Origin of the sequence: Actinoplanes sp. NPDC000266 (genome assembly GCF_042899005.1) — a bacterium.
Taxonomy (GTDB): Bacteria; Actinomycetota; Actinomycetes; order Mycobacteriales; family Micromonosporaceae; genus Actinoplanes.
On the sequence record NZ_JBIAZI010000018.1, the window covers coordinates 129,667 to 145,502 of the forward strand.

The window sequence follows — 15,836 nt, forward strand, 5'->3', positions numbered from 1 at the left end:
GACAAACACACCAGCTCGCCCGGGGTGAAACGGCCATCCGTGCGGTTACCGACGGATTAGCAGGCATCGGCGCTTACCGCTACAGTGCCCGGCATGGCCGACAAACGGGCCGGCAACAAGGCCGACGATGGCTGGATCGCGCGAGTGGCCACCGCCGCCGGAGTGGCGGCGGGCGCCGGCGCCGCCCAGTTGGGCCTGGGCTACGGCCTGGGCGTGGTGGTCTGGCCGAGCGCCACGACACCGGACGACAGCGCCTGGCTCGGCAGTCTCGGCTGGGCCACCTGGATAGCCGCGAGCGCCACGGTCTTCGGCGCGGTCATCGGAAGCCGGGTCCGAGGTGGTCCCGGTCCGAGGACAACGGGCGCCTGGCGTTTCGCCCTGGCCGCCTGCGCGGCCTTGGGCGCTTTGGTGACGGTCGCGCTGATCGCGCTTCCGGCTCGTTCGGCCGTACGCCCGGACACGTTCACGCCCCAGGTGATCGCCGGCGGCTACGCCGCAATCGGCCTGCTCCTGGGCTTGATAGTGGCCTTCTGGGCGGTCTCGTCGACCCCGGTGGCGGCAAACCTGATCGCCACCACGGTGTGGCTCTGGGCCCTGGCCATCGCGGCGGTGATCGTCGAGCTGGCCACAAACCGCACCTCGGCCACATATCTGACAAGCTGGCAGTTCGCCGAGGTGGCGTCGAGCGGCCGCTACGGAGCCATCTACTGGCCGAGCGCCCTGCTGACCTTGGCCGCCGCCTTCCTCATCGGCGCCATCGCCGTGGCCCCGGCCGCCCGCCGCGGAGACCTGAGCGCGGCCGCCGCCACATCCGGCGCCGCCGGCCCGCTGCTGGTCGCCTTCGCGTTCCTGGCCCTGGCCCCGCGCCTGACCGGCGCCCTGGGCCCGATCGAGTCCGCGTACTTGATCGCCCCTTACGCCGTCCTGACCGGCCTGGCCGGCTCCGCCTTGACCGTAGCGGCCGCCCGCTCCACCGCCACCCGCCGAGCCACCCGCGCCGCCGCAGCCCCCGTGTCGCCCCGTCCCACTCCAGTGGCCACACCCACCGGCGCCGCGACCGCCGCAACCCCCGCCGGCCGAACCGCCACAACTCCAGTCGCCTCGACCGGCGCAACCCCGGTCGGCCCGACCGGCGCAACCCCGGTCGGCCCGACCGGCGCAACCCCGGTCGGCCCGACCGGCGCAACCCCGGTTGGCCCGACCGCCGCAACCCCCGATGACCCGTCCGCCTCGGCGACCACGGCGCCCGAGAAGCCCGTCAAGGCGAGAACCAGACTGTTCGGACGTTCAAAGGTCCCCAGCCAGCCGACCACGCCCCAGACGGACGAATCACCCCAATCGTCGGATCGCCCCACCGCCGGCCAGACCGAGGCCGCACCTCCACGCCCGGCCGCAGTCCCGGTCTCGGCTACCCCCTCAGCCCCGGCTCCTTCTCAGGTGGCCGATCGATCTGCGCCAAAGGTGCCCAAGCCGGCTCCCGAGCCCGCCACCGAGAAGACCGCCGAGCTGAAGATTCCGAGCAAGGCCCCGGTGGTGGATCCCGAGATCGCGGCCGCCGCCCGGCCCACGCGTCCCCGGCCGACCAAGAAAGCCGCTCCGAAGTCGACGGTCGCGCCGCCACCGTCCACACCCACCATCGCCCAAATCAACCCAAAACCCCCGGCAGACGCTTAGTCGCACCACCGCGGCTTGCCGACGGGAGGGGCGCGAGGTGCCGGGCCAGGCGCGGGAGCCGACACGAAGGTGCGGCTTGCTGACGGATCGGTGCTAGGTGCTGGGCCAGGCGTGGATCGGCTCGTTGGTTTGTTGCAAAGTCCAGTAGCGGAGCAGCATCTCGCGCAGCGCGGCCGGGCGCGTCGAGCCCCGGTGCTCTTCGGCGTGGCGTACGAAATCGGTCTGCCAAGTGGCTCCGTTGCGGGCCAGCCGGCAGCGGTCGTCGATCACTGAGAGCAGGCGGTCGCGCAGGCGCGGGTCGACGCCGTAGAGGTCCAGGCCCTCGTACGCCTTCGGCAGCAGGACCGCGCGGACCAGGTCGGTGACCGCGATCTCGCCCTGGCCCGGCCACGTCATCGTCGCCTCGATGCCGGCTCGGGCGCCGGCGTGGAAGTTGTCGCGGGCCGCCGCGAAGGGCAGGCGTGACCAGATCGGGCGTTCCTCTTCGGCCAGCTGGCGGACCACGCCGTAGTAGAAGGCCGCGTTCGCCAACAGGTCGATCAGGGTCGGGCCGGACGGCAGCACCCTGTTCTCCACCCGCAGGTGGGGCCGTCCTTCGGTGACGTCGTAGACGGGCCGGTTCCACCGGTAGACCGTGCCGTTGTGCAGGCGCAGCTCACCCAGGTGGGGCACCCCGCCCGCCCGCAGGACCTCGAACGGGTCCTCCTCCTCGAGGATCGGGAGCAGCGGCGGGAAGAATGTGACGTTCTCCTCGAACAGGTCGAACACCGAGGTGATCCATCGCTCGCCGAACCAGACCCTCGGGCGTACCCCCTGGGCCTTCAGTTCGTCCGGGCGGGTGTCCGTGGCCTGCTGGAAGAGGGCGATCCTGGTTTCCGCCCACAGGCGCCGTCCGTACATGAACGGGGAATTCGCCCCTATCGCGACCTGCGGGCCGGCGATGGCCTGGGCAGCGTTCCAGAAACGGTGGAAGCGGTCCGGTGGCACCTGGAGGTGGAACTGCACGCTGGTGCAGGCGGCCTCTGGGGTGATCGAGTCGCTGGTGCTCTGTAATCGTTCGACGCCGTGGATGTCGACGCGGAACTGCTCGCCGCGGGCGCCGGCCATCTCGTCGTTGAGCCGGCGGTAGCGCTCGTTGGCGGAGAGGTTGTCGAGGACCAGGTCGCCGGGGGTGAGGGTGGGCAGCATGCCGATCATCACGAGGCGGCAGTCGGCCTTGGCGGCGGCGCGGTCGAGGCTGTCGCTCAGCGCTTGTTCGTAGTCGGCGAGGCCGCAGCCGCCGATCGAGCGGGGTGGGGCGTTCAGTTCGAGGTTGAACTGGCCGAGCTCGGTCTGGAACGCCGGGTCGTCGAGGCGGGCCAGCACCTCGGCGTTGCGCATGGCCGGCCGGGCGTCGGCGTCGATCAGGTTGATCTCGATCTCGAGGCCGGTCATCCCGTCCCGCGACGCGAAGACACCCTGGTCGAGCATCTGGGCGAACGCGTCGAGACAGTGACGCACCTTCTGCCGGTACGGCACGCGATCTTCGGGTGCGAAACCCACTTGTCCTCCCGGCACGGCCAGGGACGAAACGGACGTCGATCACCACTCTGTGAGCGAACCTGTACGCCCGGTCCACCTTGCCATCTTGGCGGGAGGTAACACCAGCAAACGAAGAGCCGCCGTCCTGACATGCGGACGGCGGCTCTTCAGTGGACGATCAGGCGCGGCGGACGGCCTCGCCCTCGATCTCGATCTTGATCTTCTTGCTGACCATGACGCCACCGCTCTCGAGGGCCATGTTCCAGGTCAGGCCCCAGTCCTCGCGGTCGATCTCGGTGTGCGCGCTGAAACCGAAGACCGACTGGCCGTACGGGCTCGTGCCGGCGCCCTCGAACTCGACGACCAGCTCGACCGGCTTGGTCACGCCCTTGATGGTGAGCTCGCCGTCGAGGACGAACTCGGCGCCCGCGTGGCTCTTGATGCCGGTGCTGCGGAACTCGAGGGTCGGGTACTTCTCGGACTCGAAGAAGTCACCGCTGCGCAGGTGGTTGTCGCGGTCGACCTGGCCGGTCTCGATGCTGGCGGCGGTGATCGACGCGGTGACGGAGGACTGCAGCGGGTCCTCGGCGATCGTGATGACCGCGCTGGCCTCGGCGAACTGGCCGCGCACCTTGCTGACCATGAGGTGTCGCGCCACGAACCCGACGCGCTTGTGCGCGGCATCCAGGTCGTAGGTGCCGGCGGCCGGGATCTGGAGACCCTCGTAAGCGCGAGTGGTGGCGACGGACTCGGTCATGACAATTCCTTCTCTCGAAGCACGGGACGGTCGGTGTTTGTCTGACACAGCAACTATATGCCAAGCAATATTCCACGTGTCAAGGGCCGGTGTACGATGGTCTTGTGAGTACGAACCTGGATGACCCCCGCTTCACCGCCTTCGGGCTGTTCGCCGAGGCGTTCACGGGGCTGACCAATCGTTTCGCCGCCCAGTTCGAGGAACACCGCCTCTCAGCCGTCGAGTTCGAGGTGCTGATGAGGCTTGCGCGCTCCCCTGGCCACCGGCTCCGCATGACCGACCTTGCCGGTCAGACCTCCCTCTCCACCAGTGGTGTCACCCGCGTCGTCGACCGGATGGACCGCGACGGCCTGGTCGTTCGCGAGGCCTGTGCGACCGACCGCCGCAGCTCGTACGCGGTGATCACCGATCTCGGCCGGCAGCGGCTCGACGAGGTGCTCCCCGGTCACATCGAGTTGCTCCAGCAGTGGTTCATCGGCCAGCTCAGCCCGGCCGAGCTCGACGGGTTGATGACCTCGCTCCGCCGCATCCGGGACGCGGTCAATCCCTGCGCCACGGCCGGCAGCGCCGACGATCAGGAACCCGCAGCAGCCGCCTGATCACGGCCGGTGGCAGCACCGGGGAACAACCGGCAGAAGTACCGGCAGGATCGGGCGACTCGGTGACCAAAAGGGACAAATCTCCCGGGCTTTGCAGCGCCGCACGGCTACTGTGATCCGCGCAGGGGGATGCGGCGCGACCGAGGCGCGTGCGGGGCTGACGGGGGAGCTTCGTTCACGCCGCGTAACGGGTGGGGCGTTGCGATGGCCGGCGCGTGGGGGGCACGATCGCCGGCTGTCCGCGCCCCGCTCCCGTCAGGAGCCGAGTCGCGAACGGTCGCGCGGGAGCAGCGTGATCCCGCCGGTCCGGCACCGATCCCGCAGGCGCCGCTCGGCCGCTTCCCGGTCCTCGGCGTTCGGCGTGCTCACGATCAGGCCGACCAGGGCCTCGACCGTGTCTCGAGGATCATGGCCGCCCTCGTACGCCTCCACGGCCGCCGCAAAACACTCGGCCGCCCGCTTGTTCTCGCCCCGGTGGAGCGCGATCGCCGCCTCCACGACCGCGGCCGGGCCGTCCGGCGGCTGGTCGTCCTCGGTACGAAGCTGATCGAGCACCGCGGCCGCCTCGGTGACGCGGCCCGACTCGGCCAGCGCCTGGCCGATCGTGGCCAGCAGCCGCCGCCGATGGTTCGGGTCGCCGACCTCGATCAGCTCGGTCATCGCGCCGCGCCCCAGCCGCTCGGCCTCGTCGGGGTGCCCGTCCAGCCGGGCCACTTCGGCCAGGTTGGCCAGCGCCACCGCGCGCAGCCGGAGCTCGCCGCACGCGCCGGCCAGCTCGTCGACCGCGGCCAGGCGGCGCCGCGCGGCCGGCAGGTCGCCCTCGCGGATCTCGTGCCAGGTCAGGTTGTTCTCGGCGATGGCCATGTCTCTCGTACGGCCACCGCGGCGCGCCAGGAGCAGCGCCGCCTCACCGTGCCGGCGCGCCTCGCCGAACCCGCCGGTGGTCATCCACAGCGACGCGAGCTGGGTGTGCGCGGTGAGCTGACCGGCCGCCGAGCCGAGTCGTTCGAACTCCGCCAGCGCCGCCGCCGCCGAGCCGATCTCCTCCGCGCCGGCGCCGTGCTCGAGCGCGAGCTGGGCCAGGCCGATGCGCGCCCAGGCCCGCACGGCCGGATCGGCGTCGGCGGTACGGGGGTCGTCGACGAGCCGTCGCAGCCATTGCCGCCCCGTGACGTCGCGCCCGCGGAACCGCCACCAGCGCGGAAGCGCGGCCGCTATCCGCAGGGCGGTGTGCGGATCTTCACCGGCCGCGAAGACCAGCGCCGTGCCCAGGTCACCGGCCACGCTGTCGAGACGGTCGGCGGCCTCGGCCAGCCGGACGCCGATCAGGTCGGGCGCCGTGCGCTGCGCGAGGTCGGCCAGGGCCAGCGCGTGCCGCCGCCTCGCCTCGGTGACCTCGCCCTCGGCCGCGGCCCGCTCGGCCGCGAAGTCGCGCACGACGTCGAGCAGCCGGAACCGGAAGGCCCGGCGGCCGCGCACGCTGAGCAGGCCGAGCTCGAGCAGCCGGTCGAGCAGGTGCACCACGTCGGCGTGCCCGTCGCCGATCAGCTGCTCGGCCAGTTCGAGCGACCAGCGATAGCGGAACATCGCGAGCCGGCGCAGCGCCCGCTGCTCGTCGGCGTCGAGCAGCCGGTAGCTGGCGGCCACGGCCTCGCGCAGCGACACCACGGTCTCGCGGGGCGGCAGCCCGGAACCGGGCCGGTCGAGGTCGAGCACGCGGTCGCCATATCGGTCGAGGATCTCGGGGACGGTCAGCACGCGCCCGCGGGCGGCGGCCAGCTCGATCGCGAGCGGCAGCCCGCCGAGCCGGCGGACCAGGGCGGCCAGGGGCGCGACCTCGTCGGCCTCCAGCTGACGGCCGAGGCGTTCCAGGAAAAGACCGACCGCGGGGTACGCCGACACGTCCGGCAGGGCGTTCGAGATCTCGGGCGGCGGTGCGGTCAGCGGGGCCACCGGCCACACCCGCTCCGACCGCAGACCGACCGGGTGCCGGCCGGTGGCGATGAAGCGCAGCTCGGGCAGCCGTTCAAGCAGGCGGGCCAGGCTCTCGGCGGCGGCCTCGGGTGAGCGCTCGACCGCGTCGACGAACAGCAGGGCGGGCCGGCCGCCGAGCCGTTCGCGCAGGTCGTCGGGGCGTCCGACGCCGAACTCGGCGGCGATGCTGCCGAGCATCTCGCCGACCGTGCTGCCGTCGGTGATCACGACGCCGGCCACGCCGCCCGGATAGGCGTGGGCGACCTGGCGCGCGACCACGAAGGCGAGGCTGGTCTTGCCGACACCGGCGATGCCGACCAGGGTGAGGCCGCGCGGGCCGTCGGGGTCGGTGAGCAGGGCGTCCAGCTCGGCGCTCTCGTCGTCGCGGCCGATCAGCTCGACGGTCTGCAGCACCCGCAGGAAGCCGGTCGGCGGTGCCGGCGGCTCCTCCGTGGACTGGCCACGGGCCGCGGCCAGGAACGCCTCGCGCTCGGCGCCGGCCAGGCTGAGCGCGGCCGCCAGCAGCTCGGCCGTCGTGCGCTGGGGACGGGACGCCCGGCCGCGCTCGAGGTCGCGGACCGTCCGGACCCCGATGGCGGCCCGGGTGGCCAGTTCCTCCTGGGTCAGCCTGGCGGTCAGCCGGTGACGGCGCAGCACGAGGGCGAAGCCGGAACCGGCCCGGTCGTCCGCGTCATCAGCCGCCATGAGACCGAACCTATGCAGGGACGACGTCGCCCGCGAGCAGAGATCCGCTCTTGTCGGAAAGCGGACGTATCTCTATCAGAGGCCGAGGCCCCGCGCGATCAGCATGCGCTGGACCTCGGAGGTGCCCTCGCCGATCTCCAGAATCTTGGCGTCGCGGTAGAAGCGGCCGACGGCCGACTCGTTCATGAAGCCGTAGCCGCCGTGCACCTGGGTCGCCCAGCGGCTGTTCTCCATGGCCGCGTTGCTGGCGTTCAGCTTGGCGATCGCCGCGTAGCGCTTGAAGTCGTCGCCGGCCAGCATGCGGGCCGCCGCGTCGTAGTAGCCGAGCCGGGCCGTGTGCGCCCGCAGCTCCATGTCGGCGATCATGAACTGGACGGCCTGGTAGTTGCCGATCGTCTTGCCGAAGGCGGTGCGCTGGTTGGCGTACTTCACCGACTCGTCGACGCAGCCCTGGGCGAGCCCGACCGAGAGCGCGGCGATCGCGATGCGGCCCTCGTCGAGGATGCGCAGGAACTGGGCGAAACCGCGACCCCGCTCGCCGAGCAGGTTGCCGGCGGGGACGCGTACGTCATCGAAGAAAAGCTCGTGGGTGTCCGACGCGCACCAGCCCACCTTGGAATAGCCGGGCGCCACCGTGAAGCCGGGCGTGCCGGAGGGCACGATGATCGTGGAGAGCTCCTTCGAGCCGTCCGGGTTGACGCCGGTCACCGCCATGACGGTGACCAGGCAGGTGATGTCGGTGCCGGAGTTCGTGATGAACGCCTTGGTCCCGTTGATCACCCACTCGTTCGTCGTCTCGTCGAGCACGGCCCGGGTGGTCGTGCCGGCCGCGTCGGAGCCGGTGCCGGGCTCGGTGAGGCCGAAGCCGGCCAGCGCCTCGCCGGTGGCCAGGCGCGGCAGCCACTGCTCCCTCTGCTCGGGCGTGCCGAACCGGTAGATCGGCATGGCGCCGAGGGAGACGGCCGCCTCGAGCGTGACCGCGACCGAGCTGTCCACTCTGGCCAGTTCCTCGAGGGCGATGCAGAGCGCGAAGTAGTCGCCGCCCATGCCGCCGAACTCCTCGGGGAAGGGCAGGCCGAACAGGCCCATCTTGCCCATCTGGCGGACCAGGTCGTACGGGAAGGTCTTGTGCTCGTAGTGGTCGGCGATGACCGGCGCGACCTGTTCCACGGCGAAGTCCCGGACGCTGGCGCGCAGCGCCTCCTGCTCCTCGCCGAGCCGGAAGTCCACCATGGCGTGCTCCTTCAGAGATCAGACAGGGGTGACGCCGTGCCGGCGCCGGGCGAAGCCGCGATCTTTGCCGCGCGCGGCGCGGTAGCGGCGGATGAGCTCGTCGCGCAGGTCGCCCGGCTCGACGACGGTGTCCACGACCAGCTCACTGGCCAGCCGCATGATGTCGATGTCCTGCTCGTACTCGGCTCGGCGCTCGGCCACGAAGGCGGCCCGTTCCTCGTCGGTCGGCAGGGCGGCGATCTTGTTGGCGTAGACCGCGTTCACCGCGGCCTCGGCCCCCATCACCGCGATCTTGGCGGTGGGCAGGGCGATGGTGGCCTCCGGGTCGAAGCCGGGGCCGGCCATGGCGTACAGCCCGGCGCCGTAGGCCTTCCGGACCACCACGCAGATCTTCGGCACCGTGGCCTCGGAGATCGCGGTGACCATCTTGGCGCCGTGCCGGATGATCCCCTGCTTCTCCACCGCGGACCCGACCATGAAGCCGGGCACGTCGCAGAGGAAGAGCAGCGGGACGTTGAACGCGTCGCAGAGCTGCACGAACCGGCTCGCCTTGTCGGCCGAGTCGGGGAAGAGCACGCCGCCCTTGAACATCGAGTTGTTGCCGACGACGCCGACGACCTCGCCGTCGAGCCGCGCGAAGCCGATCGTGAGCTCCTTGGCCCACAGGGCCTGGATCTCGAAGTACGAACCCTCGTCGACCAGGCCCTTGACGTAGCGCCGCATGTCGAAGGCCTGGCGCTCGCTCTCCGGGACCATGGCGGCGAGGTCGGCGCCGGTGCTCTCCCGCGGCTCGGCCACGGGCGGGCGCTGCTCCCAGTTGGAGGGCATGAAGGAGAGATAGGTCCGTACGACCTCGAGCGCGTCCTGCTCGGTCTTGCAGAGGAAGTGGCCGACGCCGGACTCGGTGCAGTGCACCTTGGCCCCGCCCATCGCCTCGAGCGTCGTCTTCTCCCCGGTGACCATCTCGACCATGCGGTCGGAGCCCAGATACATGCTCGCGTTGCCCTCGACCATGGCCACGACGTCGCAGAAGGCCGGCATGTACGCCCCACCGGCCGCCGACGGGCCGAACAGGGCGCAGGCCTGCGGGATCGCACCGGACGCGCGCACCTGGGTGTGGAAGATCTTCCCGGCGCCGCGGCGGCCCGGGAAGAGGTCGACCTGGTCGGTGATGCGAGCCCCGGCCGAGTCGACCAGATAGATCATCGGCACGCCGTACTCCACGGCCCGCTCGATGATGCGGATGATCTTTTCGACCGTGCGGGCGCCCCAGGAGCCGGCCTTGACCGTGGAGTCGTTCGCCATGAGGCAGACGTCGCGGCCGTCGAGCCGGGCCACTCCGGTGATCACGCCGTCGGCCGGCAGTCCGTCGGCCAGGCTGTTGGCATAGAGGCCGTCCTCGACGAAGGAACCCTCGTCGACCAGCAGGGCGATGCGCTCGCGGGCGAAGAGCTTGCCCTTGGCCGCGTTGGCCGCGTGGTAGCGCTCGGCGCCACCGGCCAGCACGCGTTTGCGCGTCTGCGCGAGCTCGTCCACGCTGAGTCCCCCTGAACGATCGTTAGGTTGAACGACCGTTAGGGTAGCCCACTTGTCAAGGTCACGGCAACGACGGACGGGAGCCTCCGCCGGCTGCGGAGACTCCCGTCCGTTTCACTGCTCCGGTGCCGTGGAGGGACACCGGGTACTGCTCGACGCCTCCTGGCGTCGTCGGGTCGCGCCCGGGACCGGCGCGACCCGGTCTGTGCGGGTGATCAGCGAAGCGTGTTCAGCAGACCCAGGCCCGTGGCGTCGCCGACGGTGCCGGCCAGGTCGGTGACCGGGGAACCCTCGGTCAGGGCCTTGCGGCCACCGGTGGCCTTGGTGTCCGAACCGGTCGCGGCCGGCTTGGTGTAACCAGCGGTCGGCTCCTCGTCCACGGGCTCCTCAGCCGCGGGCTCCTCGCCCTGGTTGGCGCCGTAGCCCTTGTCGTCGTCGCCCCGGACGCCGCCGTTGCCCTTGTAGTCGTCCGGGTCCTCGCCCTGCGCGCCACCGAAGTCGTCGTCGTCCTTGCCACCGTGGTGGTGACCCGGGCGGCCGTGGCCGTGGTGACCGTCCCAGTCGCCGTCCCAGTCGTCGCCGCCCCAGATGCCGCCACGACGACGGTCGTCGTCGTCGCCGAGGTCGTTGACGCACGCCGCCGCCGACTGGGCCGCGCCCAGGATGCCGATCGAGGTGCCGCAGACGTTGATCGGCACGTTGATCGGGACACCGATCTGGGTGCCGTTCAGGATGCCGTTGTTGTCGCCGTTGCTCTGGATGAAGTCGTCGTGGTGACCGGTGCCCTTCTCCAGCTTGTTGACGGAGACCGCGCGGGCGTCCGAGGCGCCGAGAACGGCGACCGAGGTGCCGGACAGGTTCACCGGGAGGCTGATCGGGGCGTACAGCTGGGTGCCGTTGGCGATCCCGTTGTTGTCGCCGTTGCTCTGCCAGCCGCTCTCCTTGGCCCGGGACTTGCCCTTGACCGAGCCGCTCTCCAGGTTGTTCACGCAGAGCGCGCGGCTGTCGGCCGCGCCGAGCAGCGCGATCGAGGTGCCACAGACGTTGATCGGGACGTCGATGGGCGCGTACAGCTGGGTGCCGTTGAGGATCCCGTTGTTGTCGCCGTTCGACTGGATGTCGCCGTCGCGGTCACGCCAGCCGTGCTCGGTGGTCCGGCCGCTCTCCTCGAGCTTGTTGACGCCGACGCCGGAGGCCTGCGCGTGGCCGGCGACCGCAGCCGCGGTGCCGACGACGTTCACCGGAACGTTGACCGGCAGGTACGCCTGGGTCCCGTTCAGGATGCCGTTGTTGTCCCCGTTGGACTGGACGCCGCGGCGGCCGCTCTCGAGCGAGTTGACGCCGGCGCCGCGCGAGTCGGCCACGCCGAGGATGCCGACCGAGGTGCCGACGACGTTGACCGGAACCCGGACCGGGACGGCGAGCTGGGTGCCGTTGAGGATCCCGTTGTTGTCGCCGTTGCTCTGGATGGAGTCGGCCTGCGCGGCGGCCGGGGCGAACAGCAGGGCGCCAGCGGCCAGGACGCCGACGCTCAGAGTCTTACGAACCCAAGTCTTCATGAGGAAAGAAATGCCTTTCAAGAATGTTTCGGCAAAATGCATACGTATTCAATTGGGACGATGCGTTTCGGGCGCAGCGGTGCCCTGGCTCGGTAGATTTCTGCCCTGACTCCGCTTGTCGACATGCGCCCACAAGGCGCTTCGGTGCGGTGCGTGTGATTCAGGCGTCTGCGATTCGCCGCTTGTTCGCAAGCGGTTCGGGAATCGGGCCCGACCGCGGGCACCGAAGCGGTGCCGGCCGGTCGTCGAGCGCCATCACTCAGTCAGGCGAGACGGTCGGTGCCTCGGCGTCGTGCTGCCGGGCCTCGACATCGGACGCGATCGCGGCGAGATGGCTGGCCATCGTGCCGTTAGCGATCGCAGCCGGCAGGAAGGCCGCGGAGCCACCTTCCGTCGGTGTTCCCGACCCGCTGGTCGGGGTGCCGCTGACGTCCCCGAGCCTCAGCCGCAGAGGAGCGGCCGGCTCGTCATCGCCGGGCGTGCTTTCCTCCCCGGCCCGATCCGGCGCCACGACCTTCGCCGCCTGAGCGGCGCGGGCGTGGTGGTGGTGCCGATGGGCCGATCGTGCGGAGGAGACCTTGCCGTGCTTGACCGGTACGGCGGCGCGATGGCCGGTGACCGGGGCGCGGAAGGTCGTGACAGGGCTCGCCGTGCCGGCGTCGACCGGCTGCTGCCGTTCCTCGTCCGAAGGCGCCGGCCGATCGTCGGCCGGGCTCTCGGTCTCGGTGACAGCGTCGGTCACCGCGGCGAGCCGCTGTGGTGTCTCCGGGCCGCCGATGAGGCGGATTGTGCCGGTGACATCCGAGAGGACCTGGTCGACGTCGCTCACGGCGGCGTCCACCGGTGTCCCGGTGTGGTCGTCGGTGACCTCGTCGACGACAGTCTCCGCCGGATGGGAGAGAACCCGCCGGGGAACGTCGAGGATGTCGGTCAAGGGTCGCTCATGGTCCGGTCGTTCCGCCTCCAGCGGCTGGACAGCCGCCTGTAGGAGACCGGTGACCGGAGCTGTGGTGTCGGCGCCGATGACGGAGCCGAGCAACGAGCCGTCCGGCCCGTCGACCCGGTCCGCTGCATGTGCGGCGGCACCGGTGAGCAGCCAGGCCGCACCGGCCAGGCCGCCGACGACGAGGACTCGCAGGCCCCACCGGGATCCGGTGTGCCGGCGTGCGCGGCTCTCCGTACGCCACTCCGCCCCCTGGATGTGAGGCGGCACGGGCGTGGAGTCGCCGGCGGGCGGCACGATCGGCCCTGGCAGCGTGGCGTGTGAACGCACGACCCCCAGCCCCGTCATGTTCCGCCCCTCGTCGTTTCGACTCGATCCGGTGGCGGATCCGCCGTATTCGGCGATATCGGCCACTCGGTATTGGTAACGAAACGACGGGACAGCGGTCACGCGGGCAAATCGGAAAAATGATCGCAGCGGGCTGCGGCGGAAATCACACCAATCTCGTCCGTGGCCCCGCGCGTAGAACACCCGACGGCAGGGTACGGCCGAGCAGTTTCTCAGCCGTACCGGCGACCTCGATCAGACGGTCGAGGTCGATTCCGGTGTCGATGCCCATGTCATGGAGCATGTGGACGACCTCCTCGGTCGCCACGTTCCCCGAAGCGCCGGGCGCATAAGGACAGCCACCGATCCCGCCGGCGCTGGCGTCGAACTCGGCCACCCCCAGCTCGAGCGCGGTGAGGATGTTGGCCAGCCCCGTACCCCTGGTGTTGTGGAAATGCAGAAGGTCGGGACGGACGGCCGAGAGAAGATCACGCACCCGGCGGGGAGTCGCCATGCCGGTCGTGTCGCCGAAGGCGATGCGGTCGGCGCCGTCGGCACGGACCCGGGCCACGATGCCGGCCACCCGATCGGGATCGATGTCGCCCTCGAACGGGCAGCCGAAGCTGGTCGCGACAATCACCTCGACCGTCGCGCCGGCCTCGTGGATCAGCGGGACGAGCGAGGCGATGTCGTCGAGCGACTCGCCGGTCGAGCGGTTGAGGTTGCGCCGGTTGTGAGTGTCCGAGGCGGACACGACGACCTCGATCTCGCGGAAACCGGCCGCGAGGGCCCGCTGCGCGCCGCGCGAGTTCGGGATCAGCGCCGAGTAGCGGATCTCCGGATGTTTCGTGGCGCGCGACCAGACCTCGTCGGCGTCGGCCATCTGCGGGATCGCCTTGGGATGCACAAAGGAGACAGCCTCGATCCGCCGGACGCCGGTCTCGCTCAGCGCGTCGATCAGCGCGACCTTGGCGTCGGTCGGTATGGGTTCCTCGTTCTGCAACCCGTCCCGCGGCGCGACCTCTCGAATGCTCACTGACGTCATCGGCGGATCACCTCATTCGGGACACGATGCCGGTGTCGTAGTCGCCGGACAGGAACTCCGGGTTTTCGAGCAGCTCGGCGAAGAACGGCAGGTTGTTCTTGGGGCCGGCGATCTGGAAATCGCGGACGGCCTCGCGGGCACGGGCCAGGGCCTCGTCACGGTCGGCGCCGACGACGATCAGCTTGGCCATCAGCGAGTCGTAATGCTGGGTGACCGCCGTGCCCTCCGCGTAGCCGGAGTCGACGCGGACGCCCTCGCCGGACGGCTCGACCCACGTGGTGATCTGGCCGGGACCGGGGAAGAAGCGTTTCGGATCTTCGGCGTTGACCCGGAACTCGATCGCGTGGCCGCTGGTGGACCGGGCCGGATCGGTCAGCTCGCCGGACGCGATGCGCAGCTGCTCCTCGACCAGGTCGATGCCGTGGATGATCTCGGTGATCGGGTGTTCGACCTGCAGGCGCGTGTTCATCTCAAGGAAGAAGAACTCGCCGGTGGTGGGGTCGAGCAGGCACTCGACCGTGCCGGCGTTGCGATAGCCGACGGCCTCGCCGGCCCGCACCGCGGCGGCCAGGAAACGCTCACGCAGCTCGGGCGAGACGGCCGGGCTGGGCGTCTCCTCCACCAGTTTCTGGTTGCGGCGCTGCACCGAGCACTCGCGCTCGGACAGGGCGATCACCCGGCCGTCGGCCAGGCCGAGGATCTGCACCTCGACGTGGCGGACGCGGGGGAAGTAGCGCTCGATCAGCACCGAGCCGTCGCCGAACATGCGCTCGGCGAAGCCGCGCACCTTGTCGAACTCGGCGCGCAGCGCCTTTTCGTCGTCGGCGACCGCCATGCCCATGCCGCCACCGCCGGCGGCGGCCTTGACCATCACCGGATAGCCGATCTCGGCGGCGGCCGCGACCGCGGCGTCCACAGTGGCCGCCGGATCGTGCGAGCCCGGCGCGACCGGCACGCCGGCCGCGGCCATGATGTTGCGCGCGTTGATCTTGTCGCCCATCGCGGCGATCGCCTCGGGGCCGGGACCGACCCAGATCAGGCCGTTGGCCTCGACCGCGCGGGCGAAGTCGGCGTTCTCGCTGAGAAAGCCGTAGCCCGGATGGATCGCCTGCGCGCCGGTCGATTTCGCGGCGGCCAGGACGGCGTCGGCGTTGCGGTAGCTCTCGGCCGGGTTGGCCGGGCCGACGCAGACCGCCTCGTCGGCCTCGGCCACGAACGGCATGCCGGCGTCGGCCTCGGAGTGCACCACGATCGTGCGGATGCCGAGCCGCCGCGCGGTCCGGACGATCCGCCGGGCGATCTCGCCCCGGTTCGCGACGAGCAGCGACTCGATCATCGGCCTCAGTGCCCCGTCAGCGCGTGAATGGTGGCCTCGCGCAGCAGCGCGGCCCGGCGGCGCCGGTCGACCTCGCCGCCGAGGAACGGCGTCGAGTTCATGAGGCCGAAGGCCGCGTGGGCCAGCACGCGGGCCTCGGCCGCGTCGAGCTCGGGGCGCAGCTTGCCCAGCACGGCCACCCACTCCTCGACGTAGAGCCGCTGGAGCCGGCGGATCTGGCGTCGCGGCTCCTCGGGCAGGCGGTCGAGCTCGTGCAGGTGCAGGGCGATCACGGCCGGGTTGGCCAGCGCGAACTCGACATGGAAGTCGATCAGATCGGCGAGCGCGGCGCTGGCGTCGTCGGGATGCAGCGCGACGCGGGCCTCACCACCGTGCAGCAGGCCCTCGCTCACCGGGATGAGCGCCGCCACGAGCATCGCCTCTTTGCCGGCGAAGTGGTGATAGAGCGCCGGGCCGGTCACGCCGGCCGCCGAGCCGATGTCGTCCATCGAGACACCGTGATATCCGCGGGCCGCGAAGAGACCCACCGCGATCTCCAGGATCTCGTCGCGGCGCGACCGTCGCCGGGGAGCGGGCGGCCCCGGGCGCTGCTGCTGATCAACCGTTGTCACGACGTCACTCTAACCC

The 15,836-nt window shown here is 71.0% G+C and carries 12 protein-coding genes; 2 read left to right on the forward strand and 10 right to left on the reverse strand.

Going from position 1 to position 15,836, the window contains the following annotated elements; all coding sequences use genetic code 11:
- Positions 1-93 precede the first annotated feature (93 nt).
- The gene (locus ACFY36_RS47565; protein WP_499752530.1) at positions 94-1,674 is read left to right on the forward strand and encodes a Hansenula MRAKII killer toxin-resistant protein 1; all 1,581 of its coding nucleotides are present in this window, start codon (positions 94-96) and stop codon (positions 1,672-1,674) included.
- Between the two features lie 93 nt (positions 1,675-1,767).
- On the opposite strand, the gene ACFY36_RS47570 is transcribed toward ACFY36_RS47565, so the two are convergent.
- Both ACFY36_RS47570 and ACFY36_RS47575 read right to left on the reverse strand, forming a co-directional pair.
- Positions 1,768-3,216 (reverse strand): glutamate-cysteine ligase family protein, encoded by a 1,449-nt coding sequence (locus tag ACFY36_RS47570; protein WP_499752531.1) that lies wholly within the window; start codon positions 3,214-3,216, stop codon positions 1,768-1,770.
- A gap of 157 nt (positions 3,217-3,373) precedes the next feature.
- Complete coding sequence (locus tag ACFY36_RS47575) at positions 3,374-3,952, reverse strand: YceI family protein (RefSeq protein ID WP_499752532.1); 579 nt, start codon at positions 3,950-3,952, stop codon at positions 3,374-3,376.
- A 104-nt stretch (positions 3,953-4,056) separates the two neighbouring features.
- Between ACFY36_RS47575 and ACFY36_RS47580 the strand changes: the two genes are divergently transcribed.
- Positions 4,057-4,551: a MarR family winged helix-turn-helix transcriptional regulator gene (locus ACFY36_RS47580; protein WP_499752533.1), complete on the forward strand. Its 495-nt coding sequence runs from the start codon at positions 4,057-4,059 to the stop codon at positions 4,549-4,551.
- Between the two features lie 255 nt (positions 4,552-4,806).
- Here ACFY36_RS47580 and ACFY36_RS47585 read toward each other — a convergent pair whose 3' ends face one another.
- The 8 genes from ACFY36_RS47585 to ACFY36_RS47620 form a co-directional block, all read right to left on the reverse strand.
- The gene (locus tag ACFY36_RS47585; protein ID WP_499752534.1) at positions 4,807-7,230 is read right to left on the reverse strand and encodes an ATP-binding protein; all 2,424 of its coding nucleotides are present in this window, start codon (positions 7,228-7,230) and stop codon (positions 4,807-4,809) included.
- A gap of 75 nt (positions 7,231-7,305) precedes the next feature.
- Positions 7,306-8,460, reverse strand: a complete 1,155-nt coding sequence (locus ACFY36_RS47590) for an acyl-CoA dehydrogenase family protein (protein ID WP_499752571.1) — start codon at positions 8,458-8,460, stop codon at positions 7,306-7,308.
- A 21-nt stretch (positions 8,461-8,481) separates the two neighbouring features.
- Entirely contained in the window at positions 8,482-9,999 is a 1,518-nt protein-coding gene (locus ACFY36_RS47595; protein ID WP_499752535.1) for an acyl-CoA carboxylase subunit beta, read from the reverse strand.
- A gap of 215 nt (positions 10,000-10,214) precedes the next feature.
- On the reverse strand, positions 10,215-11,558 hold the full coding sequence (locus ACFY36_RS47600) for a chaplin family protein (RefSeq protein ID WP_499752536.1): 1,344 nt from the start codon (positions 11,556-11,558) through the stop codon (positions 10,215-10,217).
- Positions 11,559-11,817: 259 nt separating this feature from the next.
- Positions 11,818-12,849, reverse strand: coding sequence for a hypothetical protein (locus ACFY36_RS47605; RefSeq protein ID WP_499752537.1), 1,032 nt, complete (start codon positions 12,847-12,849; stop codon positions 11,818-11,820).
- Positions 12,850-12,994: 145 nt separating this feature from the next.
- The gene (locus ACFY36_RS47610) at positions 12,995-13,873 is read right to left on the reverse strand and encodes a hydroxymethylglutaryl-CoA lyase (RefSeq protein WP_499752538.1); all 879 of its coding nucleotides are present in this window, start codon (positions 13,871-13,873) and stop codon (positions 12,995-12,997) included.
- Positions 13,874-13,880: 7 nt separating this feature from the next.
- Entirely contained in the window at positions 13,881-15,209 is a 1,329-nt protein-coding gene (locus ACFY36_RS47615; protein WP_499752539.1) for an acetyl-CoA carboxylase biotin carboxylase subunit, read from the reverse strand.
- A gap of 5 nt (positions 15,210-15,214) precedes the next feature.
- A complete protein-coding gene (locus tag ACFY36_RS47620) occupies positions 15,215-15,820 on the reverse strand; it encodes a TetR/AcrR family transcriptional regulator (RefSeq protein ID WP_498656190.1) in 606 nt (201 codons plus the stop codon).
- Positions 15,821-15,836 lie beyond the last annotated feature (16 nt).